Source organism: Azospirillum rugosum (assembly GCF_017876155.1).
Classification (GTDB): domain Bacteria; phylum Pseudomonadota; class Alphaproteobacteria; order Azospirillales; family Azospirillaceae; genus Azospirillum; species Azospirillum rugosum.
The window spans coordinates 25,484-42,507 of sequence record NZ_JAGINP010000036.1 but is presented as its reverse complement, the minus strand read 5'-3'; the positions used below and the strand labels follow the sequence as shown (position 1 = coordinate 42,507).

The following is a 17,024-nucleotide window of genomic DNA, read 5'->3' as shown; positions in this document are numbered from 1 at the left end:
CTGTCCTTTGAAATCCCGATAATCCCTTTGAATTCTGGTCATATAGCGGCTTTCTCTGCATCGTCGATCCGGTTTTGTCTTCCGGCCGGCCCTGGAGCCGGTCGTGGTTCGCGGAGGAGTACCGGCATGCGGTGGCGCGGGTCGATCTTCGACGGCCTCTCGGCCGACGACGGCTTCAAGGCCCGGATGAAGGCGCTGGCCGACCGCGGCCGGGCCCTGGCCCGCGACTATGTCCGCCGCTCCGAGCGCCGGGTTCGAGTGCGGGCCGCGCCGGCCAGCCCGAACGCCTACGCCCGTCCGGTCAACGTCAAGCTGCTCTACCACGACCGCGCCCGCGGCGCCTTCCCCAACTCGGTCGCCGTGCTGGCCAACTACCTCGCCAAGGACGGCCCGCTGTTCGATCGCGACCGCCTCGGCATCGACAAGGGCGAGGTGGCCGCCGCCTGGTCGGACGACCGCCGCGTCTTCCACGTCATCGTCAGCCCGAACGACGGCCACCGCATCGACGACATGGTGGCTTATGGCCGCGAGGTCATGACCGCCTGGGAGCGCCGGGTGGGAGAACTCGAGTGGGTGGCGGCGGTCGAGCGCAAGCCCGACATGGCGCACCCGGACGGCAACCAGCACCTGCACGTGATGATCCGCGGCGTCCAGGACGACCGCGACCTGTACTTCGAGCGCGACGTCGTCACCCACTGGTTCCGGCATGACGCGGTCGAGGTCACCACCCGGACGCTGGGCTGGATGGACGAGCGCGAGCGGCAGGCCTACGAGCGCCAGCTCGTCGAGATGCAGCGCCTGCGCGAGGAGCGCGGCCGCGAGATCGGGCGCGACGGCCTGGACGATCTCGGAGGGCGCGAGCTGTGACGCGCTCCCTCCTCCTCACCCTGCTCGGGTGCTGTACTGCGTGGCTGCTGACGGTGGCGGTCGTCACCGAGCTGGTCGGCTGGCTGTTCGGCTGGCCGGCCGTCTTCGGTGGGTTGCGCGTTGGCACCGTCGCGCTCTACTGGCCCGGCCAGTTCCTGACCTGGCGTGATCTGCTGGCCCCTGGCCACCGCTGGATGGTCACCGTCGCCGTCCTGGTCTGCACCGCCACCGCCCTGGCGCTGGTGGTGCGCGTCGGCCTCGCCCTGCGCGGCGACCGCAGTCCCCGCTTCGGCGTCGGCCGCTGGGCCGACGGCGCCGACGTCCGTCGCAGCGGCCTGCTGTGAGGAGGGGGTGATGACGGACTCCTGCATCGTCCTCGGCGCCTGGAACGGCCGGCCCCTGTGTGAGCGCACCCTGCAGCCGGTGCTGGTGATCGGCCCCACCGGCTCGGGCAAGACCACCACCACGGTGCTGCCCACCCTGTTCGCCGGCTGGCGCGAGAGCGCAGTCGTCTGGGACTTCAAGGGCGCCATGGCCGGCGACAGCGGGGCGGCGCGCGAGCGCTTCGGCGACGTCATCGTCCTCGACCTCGCCCGGCCCGGCGGTCCCCGCTACAACCCGCTGATGGCGGTGCGCCTCGGCCCCCATCTGGTGCCGGACTGCCAGCACGCCGCCCGCATCCTCACCGAGGGCGAGAAGGAGGGGCACTGGCGCAACGCCGCCTTTTCCTATCTCACCGGCGTCTTCGTCTACCTGCTGACCGCCGCCGCGGATTCCGAGAAGTCGCTGGCCGGGGCGCGGCGGCACATCCTGCTCGGCGACGACGGGCTGACGCTGATGCTGGCCGAGGGCGTCCACCCGACCGCCCAGCGCGCCGCCCAGGAGCTCTGGGACAAGAGCGTCGCCGCCGACGCCGAGCCGGACGAGGACGGCAAGAAGGACGGCCCGGCCCGCAAGGGCGGGCGGGGTGGGGCGGTCGACAAGAGCCTGCATTACCGCAAGTCGGTCTACGTCACCGCCTCGGTGCTGCTCGCCGAGTTCGAGGACAGCGTGCTGGAGGCGCAGACCGCCGCCAGCGACTTCTCGATTGCCGACCTCGTGGCCGGCGAGCGGCCGGTGACGCTCTACATCGTCGCCCGGCCGATGGACGCGCGGCGCCTGCGCCGGGTCTTCACCCTGATCCTCACCCAGATGATCGACTTCCTCACCGTCGACCGATCTCTCGCCGACGACGGGCGGGCGCGGCGCTGGAAGCTGCTGGTGGCGCTGGACGAGTTCCTGCAGTTCCGCATGGCCGAGGCGGCGGAATGGATCCGCTACGTTCGCGAATACGGAATCCGCCTGCTCCTCTTGGCCCAGAGCCTGGGCGAGGTCGAGGAGCGCTACGGCAAAGGCCTGACCGCCAACACCCGCCTCGTCGTCTTTCGGCCGAACTCGTCGGACGAGGCCGAGCGGATCAGCCGCATGGTTGGCGAGGCCATCGAGGAGGTGCCGACGCGCTCGACCTCCAAGGGCCTGTTCGACCTTTTCCCCACCGTCAGCCGCGGGGTGCGGGTGGACCGCCGGCCGGTGCTGCCGATGCACGCGGCGCTGGAGATGGACGGCAACGACCTGATCGTCTTCGGCTACGGCAAGCCGATACGCGCCACTCGCCTGCACCCGTACGCCGATCCGGTCTGGAAACCCTTCTACGGCCCGCCGGCCCGCGGCTGGACGCCGCGGCCCGAGGCCAACCGCTGGTTCGGGGTACCGAGCGGGCAGGGGGGCGGATCGAACGTCCCCGCGAAGCCGCCGCGCCCCGTCCGCCCGTCCCGCCGCAAGACCATCATGTGAAGGGAACCGCCCCACCATGAGCCACGACGCCGACACCCCGGGCAAACTCCGCCACATCTCCGCCCGCATCCCCGAGGCTTTGGCCCGGCAGATCGAGATCGTCCAGGAGCGCCACCGGCTGCGCCACTTCGCCGAGGCCGTCGCCCTGGTGGTCGACCGCGGCCTGTCGGCGCTGGCCCGCGCCCGCGTCGAGGAGGACCAGATCGAGGCCACCATCCTGCGCATCGAGGACATGGTGGTGACCCAGCTCGCCCTGCTCAACGTCGGGCTGGAGGTGGACGACGAGGCGGTGGCCGAGACCCGGGCGGCGATCCTGGAGGAATGGAAACGCCGCGGCCGCCGGCCGGGAGGGGCAGCATGACCGGGCTGGTGGTGATCGACGAGCCGGCGCGGCGCGAGATGCTGCTGCTGGCCCTGCGCCGGCTGATGGACGGGCTGTTCGGCGACCTGCTGTCCCGCAAGGACGTCGCCAACGTCCTGGTGCTGCCGCCGCTGCGCGGGCAGGGGGCCTGCCGGGTGCTGGTCAAGAACGGCCCCTCGCCGGAGTTCGTCCGCGAGGCCGACCCCGATCAGGTCCGCCGCTTCCTCGCCTACGTCGCCGGCTTCCAGCGCAAGGAGCTGCGCCGCGACCGCCCGACGCTCGACGTCACCTTGCCGGAGACCGGCGAGCGCATCCACGCCGACATCGAGCCGGTCACCACCGGCCCGGCCTGCTCGATCCGCAAGCCCTACCGCGGCCGCATCACGCTCGACGACTGGGTGCGGTCTGGCGCCGCGACACCGCTCCAGGCGCGGATTCTCCGCCGGCTGATCGACGGGCGCCGCACGGTGGTGATCGCCGGCGACGTCGACACCGGCAAGACCACGCTGCTGCGCGCCTGCCTGGAGGAGTCCGCCTTCATGAGCGGCCTGCCGGCGGTGCTCCAGGACCCCTACGAGTTCGAACCGCCGTGCCCGCACGCCTACGCCATGGTCGCCGACCCGTGGGCCGAGCCGCCGGTCACCCTGGAGACGCTGGTCGCCAACGCGCTGCGCGTGCCGATGACGCACCTGGTGCTCGGCGAGGTCCGCCGGGCCGAGGCGCGGCAGATGGTGGTCGGCTGGACCACCGGGCATCCGGGGCTGTGCACCGTGCACGCCGGCTCGGCTTGGGACGCGCTCGACCGCATCGCCCAGATGGTCGGGCTTGGCGGTGTCGCCATGGACGCCCTGCAGATGCGCTGGATCGCCAAGGCGGTGCACGCGGTGGTCCATCTCGCCCGGGACGGCTCGGGCAAGCGCTTCGTCAACGAGATCGTCCGGGTCGAGCGCTTCGACCCGGACCGCGGCTTCGTCCTCCGCCCGCTGGGGGCGGGGGAGCTTGACGGTGGAGGTGAGGATGCGACGCAACGGTAACGCGCGCCGGGGACTGGCCCTGGCGCTGGTCCTGGCGTGGACGGCGATGTCGGCGCACGCCCAGGTGATCGCCAACCTTGGGGCGGAGCTGCTGTCCTGGCAGGCGGTGTTCGACACCAACTTCGTGCCGATCGCCGTCACCGCCGGGCTGCTGCTGGCGCTGGTCGCGGCGATGTTCTCCCGCATCGCCGGCGTGGTGGTGTTCGTCTTCACCGTGGCCGGTGCCGCCGCCTACGGAGCGCGCGACGCCATCATCGCGCTGGCGGGGGGCTGAGTCGTGGAGACCCCGCTGCCGCTGCCGTCGGTCCCCGACGGCTGGGAGAAGCCGGTGCGCCGCACCTCGGTGCGGCCGACCAAGATGCCGCTCGGCGTGCCCATGGAGCTGCTGGCCATCGCGATCTGGCTGGCCGCGGAGCTGTGGCTGGCGCTGGGCGCCATCCCCCAGGCGGTGGCGGGGTTCCTGCTGGTTTTCCTGACGGCGCGCTACCTGACGCGCCGCGATCCCTGGTGGCTGGAGATCGTCCGCCAGAACGCCTCGGCCTGGCTGCTGCGGGCGCTGCGCACCCGCGGCGGCTCGCTGTCCCTCTCATCCTACCGCGCTCCCCGCTGACCGGAACGAGGACTGCCTTTCCATGCTCGACCTGACCGCCTTCGACGACGGCTTCGATTCCCTGTCGCGGCACCTGCCATGGGACTGCTTCGTCTGGCCCGGCGTGGTGCTGCTGGAGGAGGACGGCGCGCTGATGGCCGTCGTCGAGTACGGCGGGCGTGACCAGGACGGCCAGGACCCGGCCGAGCGGATGCAGACGGCGCTCGCCGCCGGCAACGTCCTGTTCCCCTTCACCGGCGGTTGGACCTTCCATTTCGAGATGCAGCGGCGTGCGGCCGGCGGCTACCCACGCTCCACCGGAGCACACCCGGTGCCCGAGCTGATTGATCGAGAGCGTCGGGCGCGGCTCGACCAAGCCGGCCAGCAGCTCCGGACGCGCACTTTCGTGGCGATCACCTACACGCCGTCCCGGCCAAGCACGCGCACCGTGGCGTTCTGGTTCACTCGCAACCCGCCGGAGCGCGCCCGGCCGGATGTGATGCGCGACCACGTCGAACCCTTTCGGCAACTGGTGCTCCAGTTCGCCTCCCTGCTCGGCCGCGCCGTCGGCTGGGCGCGCATGCTGGACGACGACGGCGTGCAGACCCTGCTGCACAACTGCGTCTCGCCCCTCTACCAGCGCCACGTCACCGCCCCCGACCTTCCCGGCTTCCCGATCAAGGCCAACCTCGTGGACGTCGGCTTCAAGCCCGGCTCGTTCCCGGCCTGGAGCAACGGCGGAGCCGAGTGGCCGGTCCGGATGATCGGCATCGGCGGTTACCCCAAGGTCAGCCACCCCGGCCTGCTCAACGTGCTGGACAAGCTGCCCTTCGAGTTCCGCTGGTCGGTGCGCTTCGAGGCGATGGACCACGTCCAGGCGCGCGGCGTCTTCGCCGCCCTGTGGCGCAAGCACGACGACACCTCCTACGACTGGCGCTCGGTGCTGCTGCGCGCCGTCGGCGGCTACGCCGCCCTGCGCCACGACCCGGTCGGCGTCATGGAGGCGCTGGAGGCCGAGGCCGCCCGCCTGGAAGCCGAACAGGCCGGCACCAGCTCCGGCTGGATGACCCCCACCGCCGTGCTGTGGGGCCGCAGCGTCGAGGAGGTCGAGGAGCGCCGGGACGAACTGGTCAAGGCGCTGCGCACGCTGGGCTTCACCGTCATCGAGGAGACCTGGGGGGCGGAGCGGGCGTGGTACGGCACGCTGCCCGGCCATGTGCGGCCCAACCCGCGCAAGGTGCCGCTGACCCAGGTCCAGCTCGCCGATTTCCTGATCCTCTCCTCCGCTTGGGGCGGGCCGGAGCGCAACCCGCACCTCAAATGCGATCCCCTCATGCAGTTGGAGGCCGAGGGCGGCACCCCGCTGATGCTCGACATCCACCAGGGCCAGGATGGGGCGGCGCTGGTGATCGGCCCGCCGCGCACCGGCAAGTCCACCGTGCTGGCCTTCATGGGGCAGCAGTTCCTCGCCCGTGTTCCACAGGGACGTGTCGTCTGGATCGACGTGGACGCCACCGAGAGCACGTCGCTGGTGGCGACTTGGGCGGCCGGCGGCGAGTTCCTGTCCATGGGCTCGGGCGACGGCGCGCTCGGCGACCTCGCCTTGCAGCCGCTGGTCGACGTCGACACCCCCAACGGCTTCGCCTGGGGCCACGGCTTCGTCATGGACCTGCTGCGCCTCCAGGGCGTGCTGGCGCCGGGCAACCTCTCGGCGGCCGAAGCCGGCGACGCGGTGGACGCGGCCCTGCATCTGCTGGCCGTCTCGCCCTCGGCCGAACGCACGCTGTCGCACCTCGCCCATCTGGTGCAGGACAACATCGTCCGCATCGCGCTGGAGCCGTACTGCCGCGGCGGTCCCTATGGCGACCTCGTCGATGCGGCGGAGGACCGCTTCCTCGGCTCCGCCTGGACCACCGTGGACATCGGCGCGCTGATCGACCGCGGCCCCGGCGCCGCACCGGTGATCAAGGCGCTGTTCCGCCGCTTCTACCGCTTGTTCGAGGACGGCCGGCCGACCCTGTTCCTGGTGGACGAGGCGTTCAAGGCCTTGAAGCACCAGCCGGCCGAGCTGGACGAGCTGCGTCGGCGCGGGCCGAAGAAGAACGTCGCCCTGGTGCTCGCCACCCACCAGCTCGACGACATCGAGGGCTCGGCCATCGCGGCGATGCTGAAGACCATCCAGGTCCTGGTGCTGCTCGCCGACCCCAACGCCGCCAAGCGGAGCATCCTGCGCGACTGGGGGCTGAACGCCACCCAGGCCGCTCAGGTCGCCCGCGCCATGCCGCGCCGCGACCTCTTCTTCAAGACCCCCGAGGGCAGCCGGCTAGGCCAGCTCACCCTCGACCCGGTGGCGCTCGCCGTGTGCGGCTGCGGCGGGGCGGCCCACAAGCGCCGGGCCTTCGAACTGAGGACCGAGGTCGGGCCGCAACGCTTCGCCGCCGAATGGCTGCGCCGCAACGGCCTGGACGAGGCCGCCGACACCCTGGAGACGCTTCATGAAGGAGACACCCCATGAGGACCCGCACCCTGCGCGCCGCCACGGCGGCGCTCGCCCTCACGGTCGGCCTGACCGCCGGCCCGCCTCCGGCCCACGCCTTCCTGGGCGGGTTGCTCAACAGCTTCTTCGGCGGTGGTGGCGGAGGCGGCTGCTTCTCCGAGGAGAGCGACGGGCTGTTCGGCACCGCGCTGTCCGTCGTTGCCGGCTACGTCACCGGCGGAGCCGCCGGAGCCGTCATGGGGGCCGCATCCGGCGTGACGGGGAGCGGCGGCTCCCAGGCGCCCGGCTGCCCGATTGTGGAGAGCCGGCCGCGCATCGTCGAGGAGATGGTGCAGCGCCAGGAAGTCGAGATCATCGCCCAGACCGCGCACATGCTCACCCAGATCGACAACATGATCCGCATGCGCCGGCTGTCGGACCTCGACACCCGTGTCGACGTGGCCGTCCGGCTCGGCGACGCCCGCCGTGCGGCCGGTCTGGTGGACCGGGTGCTGTGGAGCCTGGACGGGGTCGGCCAGCAGTTCGCCGACCTCTACCCCGACGCCCTGCCGGAGGGGATGAGCGCCGCGGCCCTGGCCGAGCATCAGGCCGAGCAGGCGCGGCTCGCCCGGGACGCCAGCCGGGCCAGCAAGCTGGTCTCGGCCGACGTCATGACCGGGATCGAGGACTACCCGGCCCGCGCCCGGGCGCTCATGGCGGCGCTGAAGGCGTGCGACGGCCAGACCTGCGCCATCGACGCCGGCACGCAGGCGACGCTGCTGAACGCCGAGGTCGCCGGCCAGCTCCTGATGATGCAGGCGGCCCACCACCGGGCGGCGGAAGCCCAGCTCGACTACGAGCAGGCCGCCGTCGAACGTGCCCGCCAGCACACCCGCATCAACTGGCAGGGCCTCGACACCTACGGCGCACCGGGGAGCTGAGCCATGGGACTCCGGCACATTCTCCTCGCCCTCGGCGCGATGCTCCTCGCCAGCATCATCGGTGCCATCATCCTGGTGCTCTACGTCCGCTCCGACGACGGGGCGTCCGCCCTGGAGCGGCTGGAGCGCAGCAACCCGGCCTGGGAGGGCATCGGCCGGTATGAGCGGCCGGTGCCGCCCCGCCCCGTGCGGGAGTGAGCGGCCATGGACGTCAGCGCCCTGTCGGTCGTCCTGCACCAACTCACCGCCGCGGTAGTGACTGGCCTCGGCCTGCTCGGGCCGGATGTGCGAACGGCGCTGCGCCTGCTGATGATGCTCTCCTACACGCTGGCGCTGCTGCTCTGGCTGTTCGAGGGCAAGGCGGCGGTGCACGGCCCCTTCCTGCGCATGTTGCTGAAGTTCGCCGCCATCGGCGCCCTGGTCGAGTGGTTCCCCGCCGGTTCGGCGGCGCTGGTGCAGGCCGCCGCCCAGCAGGGCCTAAACCTCGTGCCCGGCGGCGGCTTCGCCCTCGACGACCCCGGCTACATCGCCCATCTCGGCATCCAGGCGGTGATCCCGCTGATGCAGCGCGTCAAGGAGATGCTGGGGCCGGTCGATTTCTTCCTGAACTTCGTCGAGATCGTCATCTTCCTGCTGGCGGCCCTGGTGGTGATCGTCAGCTTCTGCATCCTGGCCATCCAGGTGTTTCTCGCCTTCCTGGAATACCGGCTGCTGTCGCTGGCCGCCTACCTCGCCATTCCCTTCGCCGTGCTGGGGCCGACCAGCTTCGTGGCCGAGCGGGCCATCGGCTACATCGCCGCCACCGCGCTGAAGCTGCTGGTGCTCGGCTGCATCATCGCCATGTGCAGCGCCACGCTGCTGGCGCTGACCTTCACCGGCACGCCGACCCTGGCCCAGGCCTTCGGGGTGGCGGTGCTGGCGGCGGCGATCTTCGTGCTCGCCATCAAGGCGCCGCGCGCCGCCGCCGGCCTGGTCAACGGCGGCCCGGTGATGGACGGCATGACGGCGCTGGCCGCGCTGTGGACGGCCGGCTGGCTCGGCATGCGCACCATGGCCGGGGCGGCGGCCGCCACCACCGGGGCGCCCGGCAGCCTCGCCGTCGGTGCGTCGGCGCTGTGGAGCGGCCTTCGTCATGTGACGACGGGTGCAACCGCGTCCGTCGGCAGCACCGGCGGGACCGGGGGCGGCGCTGGTGGCGGGACCGGCGGTGGTTCCGCCGGCGCCTCGGCCGGGCGCCGTTACCCGGCCGGCCGCTTCGGCGGGTCCCGGGCATCGGCCTCGCGCGGCAGCGGCTGGGACAAGCCGATGACCGACGCCCAGCGCGGCGAACTCGACCGCCTCGCCGCTGGCCGCACCGTCGATCCCAATCTCACCCGTGGGCAGGCCAGCCGGCTCATCGAACGCTGGGGCGGCGAAGAGTCGTGGCTGCGCCGCTCCGCTTCCAACGCCACCGAACGGCCGCAGGGCCCGCCGGGCAGGACGCCCGGAACGGATCGCCGCGCCGACGACAAGGAGACCGACCCGTCATGAAGGAGCGCGTCGTCAACGTCTACGACCCGCCGCCGGCGGCCGTGCCCGACAGTGCGAAGTACCTCGCCGCCATGACCTACCGCGCCAGCCGCGAAGCCAAAGCGCTGCGGCTGAAGCGCTGGACCTTCGCCCTGGCGGCACTCGGCTTGTCCTGGGGCTCGCTGATGACCTGGGACAACCTGCGCATCGCCGGCAAGCTGGTGGAGATCGCCAAGTACAAGCCGGTCTACCGCGTCGAGCCGGCGATGGACGGCCACCAGCGCCTCGTGCTGCTCGACAACACCATCACCGTGACCAAGGGCGCACGGATGAACGCCGTCCAGTGGTTCGTGCGCTGGCAGCGCCAGATCGGCACCGATCCGGTGATGCTCGCCAGGGACCGCGTCGCCGCCCGCGCCCGGCTGACCGGCGGCGCCGAGCGCAAGTGGGACGCCCTGCTGGCCGCCGACCTCGCCCCGGCCGAGGGCTGGACCCGCGACGTCGCCGACGTCCGCGTCCAGGAGCGCGAGGCCGACCCGAAGACCGGTGCTACCGCCTTCTACGTGGTGTGGACCGAGACCGTCTACCGGGACTTCAAGCCTCGGTCCAAGACGCTGATGAGTGCCGCCGTGGTCACCGTGGATGGTCCCTCGCGCGACGGCGCGCTCGACGGCGTGTCGATCTCCGGCTTCTCCGAGCCCAGCGGCACCCCGCTGAAGGCCGAGACGAAGGAATCGCCCAAAGCCCACCCCATCCCCCAATCCGAGACGATGGAGCCCCAGCCATGAGACTCCCGGTTTCCCTGCTGGTGCTGCCGCTGCTCGCCGCCTGCGCCACCGAGCCGGCCTCGGCGCCAACCGCCGGTCCCGCCATTCCGCAGCGCCCCTACACCCTGGCCGACCTGCACATCCCGCCGACGGCGATGGAGCGGGAGCCGAAGGAGAAGGCCGGGCCGCGGCCGTCGCGGGCGCAGACCCGCAGTTGGGTCGGGCAGGCCAACGAGGCGGCGCTCGACCTGCCGACGCTGACCTGCTTCAAGGGCAAGAGCTGCGAGTACTGGTACCAGCCCGACCTGCAATACCTTGTCTACATGGCCGAGGGAAACCAGACGCTGGTCTGCCTGAAGCCCGGCGAGGTGGTGCGCGACATCGTCGCCCCCGGCGCCCAGGTGTGGATTCCCCACCAGCCCTACAGCTTCGGCAAGGGGCCGCAGCGCACCGAGTGCATCGCCTTCATGCCGCGCCGGTCCGGCCTCAACCAGCAGATCTCCCTCTTCACCAGCGAGCGGAAATACGATCTGAATGTCGAGACCCACAAGCGGGTCCACCACGTCGAGGTGCGCTGGCGCTACCCCGAGGACTATCTCGCCACCCTGAACGGTCAGGCCGTCCTTCCCACCGCCGCCGGCGACCGGCGCGACCGCACCACCGAGCTGGCCTACCGGGACCGGCGCTGCACCTACACGCTCGACGGCGACACGCCGGAGTGGCGGCCGGTGCCCACGGCCGATGGCCAGCCGCCGGTGTGCGACGACGGCGAGGTGACGGTGATCAACTTCACCCCCGGCGCACTCGGCGCTTACGGGGCGCCGATCCTCTGGCGCATCGACGCCGACGGCACCCGCATCCCCGTCCAGTACGGCCGGATGAACGCCACCTACCGCGTCGCCGGCATCCACGACCACCTGCTGCTGGCAATCGGCGCGCAGGAGGTGCACATCCGGAGGACCCGCCCGTGACCGCGACCAACGACACCCCGCCGCCGCCCGATCCGCTGGCCCGCCACCGGGTGATCACCTCCGGTCCGCACGTCGTCCGCATCCTGCTGGTGGCGGCCGTCGTGATCGGCCTCGGGCTGGCGGCCTACATGTTGGGCCGCAGCCAGGGAGCAGGGGGGCTGCCCAAGCTGTCCGTCGCCCTCGGTCCGATGCAGCCGGAGCCGCGGCTGCCCAGTTACGAGGACATGGCGCCCAAACCCGCCCCGCCACCGGCCCCCCGCATCGAGAAGAGGGAACCGGCCCCGCCAGCCCGGCCGCAGGCCAAGGCGGCCCCAAAGGAGGACGAGCTGCGCAAGAAGGCGATGGAGGCCGGTGTCGGTGGCTGGAGCCGCAAGGAGGAGGGGACGGCCGCCGCCTCCGCCCAGGCCGGGGCGTCGGACTTCGCCGCCGCCGGCTCCGACTGCCTCGTGCCGCCGGGCACGCCGATCCCCTTGCTGACCGTGAACCGGGTGGTGACCGAGCGCGGCGGCATCGTCACGGCGCGGGTGACGCAGGATGTCTGGGACGCCGGCTTCTCCTGCCTGGCGGTGCCGGCCGGCTCGGTGGTGACGCTGGACGTGGGGAGCGGTGTCACCAAGGGCCAGAAACGTATCGAGGTGGCCAACCCGGTGATCACCCGGCCCTGGCCGCGCAACGACACAGTGCGCGTCGTTGCCATCGGGACGGACGCCACTGGCGCGGCGGGGCTGGCCGGCTCAGTGGAGGTGCCGTGGCTCCAGACCGGTCTGCTGATCGCCGCCAGCACGGCGGTGGATGTCGCGGCGGCGGCGCTGACCGGCGGCGGCAGCCTGATCGGCGGCATCCTCGGGCACAGCATCGATCGTCCGCTCGACAAGACGGCCAAGGACTTGCTCGACCGGGCCCCTGTCATCACGCTCGACGCCGGGGAACCGGTGCTGCTGCTGTTGCGGGGCGGCCTCAAAGCTGATGACTTCGGCGGAGCCCACTGAGCGGCTGTGCGGCTACCGGCGCCGGTTGCTCACCCGCTGTGACGTCGCTGATGAGGTCGAGGTGGTGGCCATGGCCGAGCGGACCGTCTCCACCTTCGGACGGCTGGATGCGGCGTTCAACAATGTTGGCGTGCAGAGCGCCGCCGTGGGAACTGCCGATCTCGACGGCGAAGAATACGACCGCGTGAATGCAACCAGTCTTCGGGGCGTCTGGAACTGCATGAAGTGTGAACCGCGCCGGATGCGCGAGCAGGGAAGCGGTGCAATCATCAACTGATCGTCGCTCGGCGGGCTCGTCGGCACCAGCTTCATGATCGGTCAGGGCCTCGCTGTGGACGGCGGCTACACGGCACGGTGGCGAGCGGCCCTCACAATCACCCGTTCCTTTCTCGCATCTCAGAATGATGACCATGAAGACCATCAGTTATGCCGCTGAGACGGCGGGCTGGCCGCTCAAGCCCTACGCTTTCGAACGGCGAGCATTGCGCGCCAACGACGTTGTCATGGAGATACTCTACTGCGGTGTCTGTCATTCGGACTTGCACATGGCGGGCAACGATTGGGGCAGCAACGTTTATCGAAACCACGCCCCAGAGCGGACCGCGGCAGCGAGCACCAATCCGTAGACCGCAAGACCAAGCGCGAGCGCGACGAACAGCCCGTCTAATGAGTTCGTCAAACGCAGCGCCAGCCACCCGCCGCCGAGGGCCACGACCATGCGCAATGTTCCGCCTAAAAGAGGCCAGAACAACCGCCCCGCTCCCTGCGAAGCGAAATACAAAGATAATCCGAGCCCGAAGAAGCCATAGACTGGCCCGACGATCCGCAGATAAGCGGCGCCTGTTTCGATTATATGTGGTTCGACGCTGAAAAGGAGCAGCCATTTGTCTGGCCAAATTGCAGCTGCAACGCCAATGGCTTCGGTCAAGGAAAAGGCAAGGGCCGCGCCAATCAGCGCGATATGCAGAGCTCGGTGGTGCAACCCTGCACCGATGTTCACCCCCACCAACGCGACCATTGGAGCGCCCAGGCCGAATGTGATTGGAATCAAGAAATATTCGAGGCGCGCTCCGGTTCCGAAACCGGCGACAGCATCGGCACCAGCGATAGACGCCACCAGAGCCGTCGCCAGCGCGATGGTCACGTTCGTCTGAAGTGAATTGATCGCGGAGAATGCGCCGACCCGCAGGATGCCCAGCAACATCGACCAGCGCAATGCCACCCAGCGGAAACGGGTCAGATTCCGTCCGGACACGACATACCAAGCCAGCGTTGCCGTACCAGCTGCGTAGAAGACCAGCAATGCCACACCGCCGCCTGCGATGCCGAGGGCCGGGATGGGACCCCAACCGAAGATCAGCAGGGGCGAGAGTGGTATCAAGCCGACCACGCCGCAGCAGATCACCACGGCCGGTACCAGCATGTTGCCGGTGCCCCGGATCACACTGGCCAGGGCATTCATCGCCCACAACAGGACATTGCCAGAGAAGACGATGTTGGAGTAGGTCAGCGCCGCGTCGAGTTCTCCCCCTCTCCCGCCCAATCCCTGGTAAATCGGCCTGCCAAAGGCAAGCATCACGATGGAAACGATGAGCCCGCACCCGACGTTGATGGCGACCGCGTGGAGAACCAGGGCATCAGCATCCTCCCGGCGACCGCTACCGAGAGCACGGGCAATGGCCGAAGAGATTCCGCCGCCCAGGGCGCCGGCCGAGATCATCTGGACCAGCATCACGGGCGGAAACACGAGCGCCATTCCCGCCAGCGCATGTGTGCCGAGATGCGATAGCCACCAAGTTTCGATCAGGCCAGTCGATGCCTGGGCCACCATGATCAGCACATTGGGCCAAGCCATGCGCAGTAACATTGGGACGATAGGGGCAACCAGGAGCCGATGGGTTTGCGGGTTTAGACCTGTTGTGGACTGATGGTCCATCGATGTGCCGGCTGGATCTATGGCTTCTGTGTTTTTCATAACCGTTCCATTTGCGATACGTCATCAGATGTTGCTTGAGTTCGGCGACATACTATCCACCTATCCAATGACCGCGCTTGATCTCGGCGGATTAAACGTTGAAGCCGCTGACTACGTCGATATCCTTGCGGCGATTGACGATGTACAGGCACCTTCGCGCACTAGTTTCATCACTCCGAATGGCATAACGATTGTCGCCTGAATATCCGTAGAGTCTGCTCCGGCGCCTTAGGGTCGAAGCCCGTGAGGACGTACATTGGGGCGCTATTGGATAGATCGTTTTGGATATACTAAAAGTAAAATAGATCGATTATCTGAAATAGCTATCAGCATGACACAGAATACAAGGCGAATTTTTATATTCTATACTAATATAATGTGCCTACATGCATATAATACATTTTCATGGCGATATTATTGATTCGTGATCCGACTTTGATAAGTGTGCGATTTCAATAAACTGTTGCGCCAAGGAGCTCATTCCAGATCTTGGCCATGCGGCAGCTATTTCAATAGATAATGGCGGCACTGTTGGCCGCGTTACAATTCTAGTGACCGCAAAGAAGCACTGATTGGAAGCGGCCTGCACCGTCACGCCGATTCCGGCACCAACCAATGCCAACCGAACTTCTTGGTGCAGCAATGCTGCTACCCTACTTAGGTTAATGCCTGAGATCCGGCACGCGTTAAAAAACAAATCAGCGATACTATCTCTGTCTCGCGGTCCAATAACAATAAGCTCATCAGAAAGACTGCAAATGTCGACGGCGACTTTTTGGGCAAGCCGATGGTTGGCTGCTAGTGCTACATGTATTTCTTCTATCCACAATTTTTCAATAGCTACAGAGGATCGGTTGGTTGAAGACGGTATCAGTGAAAGGTCTAGTCGTCCGTCATCAAGCATGGAGAGAAGATGTGATGGCGAATCATCGCACACAGCAATCCTACAATCAGTTTTCCTCAAAAATGCTTGTAGTATATTCATTGTTTGTCCAGTTGCAATATCAGCGGAAACACCAAGGCGAAATGGTGCTGAATCTTCGATAGATGAAGCTCGGGCAGTCACAACAGCTGAATCAAGAGCCGCGAGAATGCGCTGAGCTTCATTTAAGAACGCGCTTCCGGCTCGTGTCAGATGGCTTCCTGAGCTGCTTCTTGAGACAAGATCTACGCCAATATACGACTCAAGTGACCGGATCGATTGGCTGAGCGCAGGTTGACGCAGTCCAAGCTGGCGGGCTGCTTTGTGAAAGCTACCTGTTTCAGCCAAGACTGTTAAGTGGCGTAAGTGCCGCAATTCCATAATATGCCTCAGATATAGTTATATTGCATATTTCAAGAATTTACGTATCCACAGCACACTCCTTTATTTTTTAGAAAACTAATAAGTATCTGCTCCAATACAACACCGAAGTTCTCCGCATCGCAATCAGCTGTCACGATCCGACAACATCTCGGCGAGCGGAACACCTGACATGTCATGTTTCCGCTCCCCTCAAACGCAGGGCGACCCCTATTCTCGGGCATTGGCTTTGAGGCCAATGAACCCGCTTCAACCACTGCCGTGCTTTCAGTCGCTTAGGGCGACGAAGCGCCCCAAATGGTGGTCGACGTCGCCGAGATGGTGGTCGATCATCACCAAGCGCTTGGCCAAGTGCGACACCATCGCCTCGTCGGTCATGCCCATGCCACCATGCAACTGGATCGCCTGCTCCGCCACGAAGCGACCGCTGTTGCCGATCACCACCTTGGCCGCGGCGATGCGGCGGTCGCGTTCTGCCCCTGGCAGGCCGAGGCTGCACGCGGCGAAAATTGCCATGGACTGCGCCTGTTCCAAGGCGATGCGCATGTCCACCATCCGGTGCTGGAGCGCCTGAAACCGTCCGATGGGAGCGCCGAATTGCTGGCGGGTCTTCAGGTAGTCAAGCGTCAACTCGCACGCCGCCTCCATAACGCCCACCGCCTCGGCGCACAGCGCGGCGCAGCCCAGGGTTAGCACCGTCTCCAGCGCGTCCGCTGCACCGCCCTCCGGCCCTAGTAGAGCGTCGGCGCCGACACGCACATCATCCAGCCGAATCTCGGCGGCGCGCAGCCCGTCAATGGTGGCATAGCCGCGCACACCTACCCCTGGCTGAGCGGAATCGACCAGGAAGACCGACAACCCGGCGCGGCCGGTCGGGCCGCCAGCCGTGCGTGCGGTGACCAGCAGCCGGTCGGCGCTGTCGCCATGCAGCACCACTGCCTTGAGGCCCGACAGGCGGTAGCCGTCGCTGTCGCGCTCTGCCCGCGTGGCGACCGCGAGGTGGTCGTAGCGTCCCTCCGGCTCTGCCCAAGCGAGCGCCAAGCGGGATTTGCCGGCCAGCAGCGGAGAGAGGAGGCGTTCGCGCTGCGCCGGACTGCCCAACTGTTCCACCAGTCCGCCCCCCAGCACCACTGAGGCGAGATAGGGTTCCAGAACCAGACCGCGGCCAAAGGCGCGCTGCACGATCATCAGTTCGACCCCGCCGCCACCAAAGCCGCCGTTCTCCTCCGCAAAGGGAATCGCCAGCAGGCCCAGTTCGGCGAACAGCGACCAGTTCGCGGCGCTGAATCCATCGGGTTCGCCGGCGAAACCCCGACGCTGCTCAAAACCGTACTCCTCCCTGATCACACGGCTCACCGTCTCGTCAAGCATGCGCTGCTCGTCATTGAGCGAGAAGTCCATTCCCCTAC

The 17,024-nt window shown here is 68.1% G+C and carries 19 protein-coding genes; 16 read left to right on the top strand and 3 right to left on the bottom strand.

The genetic code is table 11. The features are described from left to right. Positions 1-126: 126 nt before the first annotated feature. The 15 genes from J2851_RS33155 to J2851_RS33085 are packed head-to-tail and all read left to right on the top strand — an operon-like array spanning position 127 to position 12,614. Positions 127-867, top strand: a complete 741-nt coding sequence (locus J2851_RS33155; RefSeq protein ID WP_209772578.1) for a hypothetical protein — start codon at positions 127-129, stop codon at positions 865-867. Beyond that, a complete protein-coding gene (locus J2851_RS33150; protein ID WP_209772575.1) occupies positions 864-1,211 on the top strand; it encodes a hypothetical protein in 348 nt (115 codons plus the stop codon). Before J2851_RS33155 ends, J2851_RS33150 begins: the two co-directional genes overlap by 4 nt. A gap of 10 nt (positions 1,212-1,221) precedes the next feature. Further along, a complete protein-coding gene (locus tag J2851_RS33145) occupies positions 1,222-2,700 on the top strand; it encodes a type IV secretory system conjugative DNA transfer family protein (RefSeq protein ID WP_209772574.1) in 1,479 nt (492 codons plus the stop codon). 16 nt (positions 2,701-2,716) lie between these two features. Further along, entirely contained in the window at positions 2,717-3,061 is a 345-nt protein-coding gene (locus J2851_RS33140; protein WP_194913851.1) for a hypothetical protein, read from the top strand. Beyond that, positions 3,058-4,095 (top strand): CpaF/VirB11 family protein, encoded by a 1,038-nt coding sequence (locus J2851_RS33135; protein WP_209772572.1) that lies wholly within the window; start codon positions 3,058-3,060, stop codon positions 4,093-4,095. The genes J2851_RS33140 and J2851_RS33135 overlap by 4 nt, the downstream gene beginning before the upstream one ends. After that, on the top strand, positions 4,079-4,369 hold the full coding sequence (locus J2851_RS33130; protein ID WP_209772561.1) for a hypothetical protein: 291 nt from the start codon (positions 4,079-4,081) through the stop codon (positions 4,367-4,369). The genes J2851_RS33135 and J2851_RS33130 overlap by 17 nt, the downstream gene beginning before the upstream one ends. 3 nt (positions 4,370-4,372) lie before the next feature. Next, complete coding sequence (locus tag J2851_RS33125; protein WP_209772539.1) at positions 4,373-4,705, top strand: VirB3 family type IV secretion system protein; 333 nt, start codon at positions 4,373-4,375, stop codon at positions 4,703-4,705. 22 nt (positions 4,706-4,727) lie between these two features. Next, positions 4,728-7,199 (top strand): conjugal transfer protein TrbE, encoded by a 2,472-nt coding sequence (locus J2851_RS33120; RefSeq protein WP_209772537.1) that lies wholly within the window; start codon positions 4,728-4,730, stop codon positions 7,197-7,199. Beyond that, positions 7,196-8,101: a TrbJ/VirB5 family protein gene (locus tag J2851_RS33115; RefSeq protein ID WP_209772535.1), complete on the top strand. Its 906-nt coding sequence runs from the start codon at positions 7,196-7,198 to the stop codon at positions 8,099-8,101. Before J2851_RS33120 ends, J2851_RS33115 begins: the two co-directional genes overlap by 4 nt. Positions 8,102-8,104: 3 nt before the next feature. Next, positions 8,105-8,299, top strand: a complete 195-nt coding sequence (locus tag J2851_RS33110; RefSeq protein WP_209772533.1) for a hypothetical protein — start codon at positions 8,105-8,107, stop codon at positions 8,297-8,299. A 6-nt stretch (positions 8,300-8,305) separates the two neighbouring features. Continuing rightward, positions 8,306-9,631, top strand: a complete 1,326-nt coding sequence (locus tag J2851_RS33105; RefSeq protein ID WP_209772530.1) for a type IV secretion system protein — start codon at positions 8,306-8,308, stop codon at positions 9,629-9,631. Next, on the top strand, positions 9,628-10,398 hold the full coding sequence (locus J2851_RS33100; RefSeq protein ID WP_209772527.1) for a hypothetical protein: 771 nt from the start codon (positions 9,628-9,630) through the stop codon (positions 10,396-10,398). Before J2851_RS33105 ends, J2851_RS33100 begins: the two co-directional genes overlap by 4 nt. Then, positions 10,395-11,348, top strand: coding sequence for a TrbG/VirB9 family P-type conjugative transfer protein (locus J2851_RS33095; RefSeq protein WP_209772524.1), 954 nt, complete (start codon positions 10,395-10,397; stop codon positions 11,346-11,348). Before J2851_RS33100 ends, J2851_RS33095 begins: the two co-directional genes overlap by 4 nt. Beyond that, entirely contained in the window at positions 11,345-12,337 is a 993-nt protein-coding gene (locus J2851_RS33090) for a TraB/TrbI/VirB10 family type IV secretion system protein (RefSeq protein ID WP_209772521.1), read from the top strand. Before J2851_RS33095 ends, J2851_RS33090 begins: the two co-directional genes overlap by 4 nt. Further along, the gene (locus J2851_RS33085) at positions 12,315-12,614 is read left to right on the top strand and encodes an SDR family oxidoreductase (protein ID WP_209772518.1); all 300 of its coding nucleotides are present in this window, start codon (positions 12,315-12,317) and stop codon (positions 12,612-12,614) included. Before J2851_RS33090 ends, J2851_RS33085 begins: the two co-directional genes overlap by 23 nt. 297 nt (positions 12,615-12,911) lie before the next feature. Here the strand turns inward: J2851_RS33085 and J2851_RS33080 are convergent, their stop codons facing one another. Then, positions 12,912-14,312, bottom strand: coding sequence for an MATE family efflux transporter (locus J2851_RS33080; protein WP_209772515.1), 1,401 nt, complete (start codon positions 14,310-14,312; stop codon positions 12,912-12,914). 28 nt (positions 14,313-14,340) lie between these two features. Between J2851_RS33080 and J2851_RS33075 the strand changes: the two genes are divergently transcribed. Then, positions 14,341-14,514 (top strand): hypothetical protein, encoded by a 174-nt coding sequence (locus tag J2851_RS33075; protein ID WP_209772512.1) that lies wholly within the window; start codon positions 14,341-14,343, stop codon positions 14,512-14,514. Between the two features lie 201 nt (positions 14,515-14,715). Here J2851_RS33075 and J2851_RS33070 read toward each other — a convergent pair whose 3' ends face one another. Together J2851_RS33070 and J2851_RS33065 are read right to left on the bottom strand one after the other, a co-directional pair. Beyond that, the gene (locus tag J2851_RS33070; protein WP_209772509.1) at positions 14,716-15,615 is read right to left on the bottom strand and encodes a LysR family transcriptional regulator; all 900 of its coding nucleotides are present in this window, start codon (positions 15,613-15,615) and stop codon (positions 14,716-14,718) included. Positions 15,616-15,882: 267 nt separating this feature from the next. Next, entirely contained in the window at positions 15,883-17,016 is a 1,134-nt protein-coding gene (locus J2851_RS33065; RefSeq protein WP_209772506.1) for an acyl-CoA dehydrogenase family protein, read from the bottom strand. Positions 17,017-17,024: the final 8 nt, after the last annotated feature.

Coding starts and splice junctions, on each gene's coding strand:
- J2851_RS33130 (WP_209772561.1), top strand. CDS start 4,079: ATGCGACGCAACGGTAACGCGCGCCGGGGACTGGCCCTGGCGCTGGTC.
- J2851_RS33075 (WP_209772512.1), top strand. CDS start 14,341: ATGTTGCTTGAGTTCGGCGACATACTATCCACCTATCCAATGACCGCG.
- J2851_RS33145 (WP_209772574.1), top strand. CDS start 1,222: ATGACGGACTCCTGCATCGTCCTCGGCGCCTGGAACGGCCGGCCCCTG.
- J2851_RS33120 (WP_209772537.1), top strand. CDS start 4,728: ATGCTCGACCTGACCGCCTTCGACGACGGCTTCGATTCCCTGTCGCGG.
- J2851_RS33095 (WP_209772524.1), top strand. CDS start 10,395: ATGAGACTCCCGGTTTCCCTGCTGGTGCTGCCGCTGCTCGCCGCCTGC.
- J2851_RS33135 (WP_209772572.1), top strand. CDS start 3,058: ATGACCGGGCTGGTGGTGATCGACGAGCCGGCGCGGCGCGAGATGCTG.
- J2851_RS33085 (WP_209772518.1), top strand. CDS start 12,315: ATGACTTCGGCGGAGCCCACTGAGCGGCTGTGCGGCTACCGGCGCCGG.
- J2851_RS33115 (WP_209772535.1), top strand. CDS start 7,196: ATGAGGACCCGCACCCTGCGCGCCGCCACGGCGGCGCTCGCCCTCACG.
- J2851_RS33065 (WP_209772506.1), bottom strand. CDS start 17,016: ATGGACTTCTCGCTCAATGACGAGCAGCGCATGCTTGACGAGACGGTG.
- J2851_RS33105 (WP_209772530.1), top strand. CDS start 8,306: ATGGACGTCAGCGCCCTGTCGGTCGTCCTGCACCAACTCACCGCCGCG.
- J2851_RS33110 (WP_209772533.1), top strand. CDS start 8,105: ATGGGACTCCGGCACATTCTCCTCGCCCTCGGCGCGATGCTCCTCGCC.
- J2851_RS33080 (WP_209772515.1), bottom strand. CDS start 14,312: ATGAAAAACACAGAAGCCATAGATCCAGCCGGCACATCGATGGACCAT.
- J2851_RS33140 (WP_194913851.1), top strand. CDS start 2,717: ATGAGCCACGACGCCGACACCCCGGGCAAACTCCGCCACATCTCCGCC.
- J2851_RS33070 (WP_209772509.1), bottom strand. CDS start 15,615: ATGGAATTGCGGCACTTACGCCACTTAACAGTCTTGGCTGAAACAGGT.
- J2851_RS33100 (WP_209772527.1), top strand. CDS start 9,628: ATGAAGGAGCGCGTCGTCAACGTCTACGACCCGCCGCCGGCGGCCGTG.
- J2851_RS33155 (WP_209772578.1), top strand. CDS start 127: ATGCGGTGGCGCGGGTCGATCTTCGACGGCCTCTCGGCCGACGACGGC.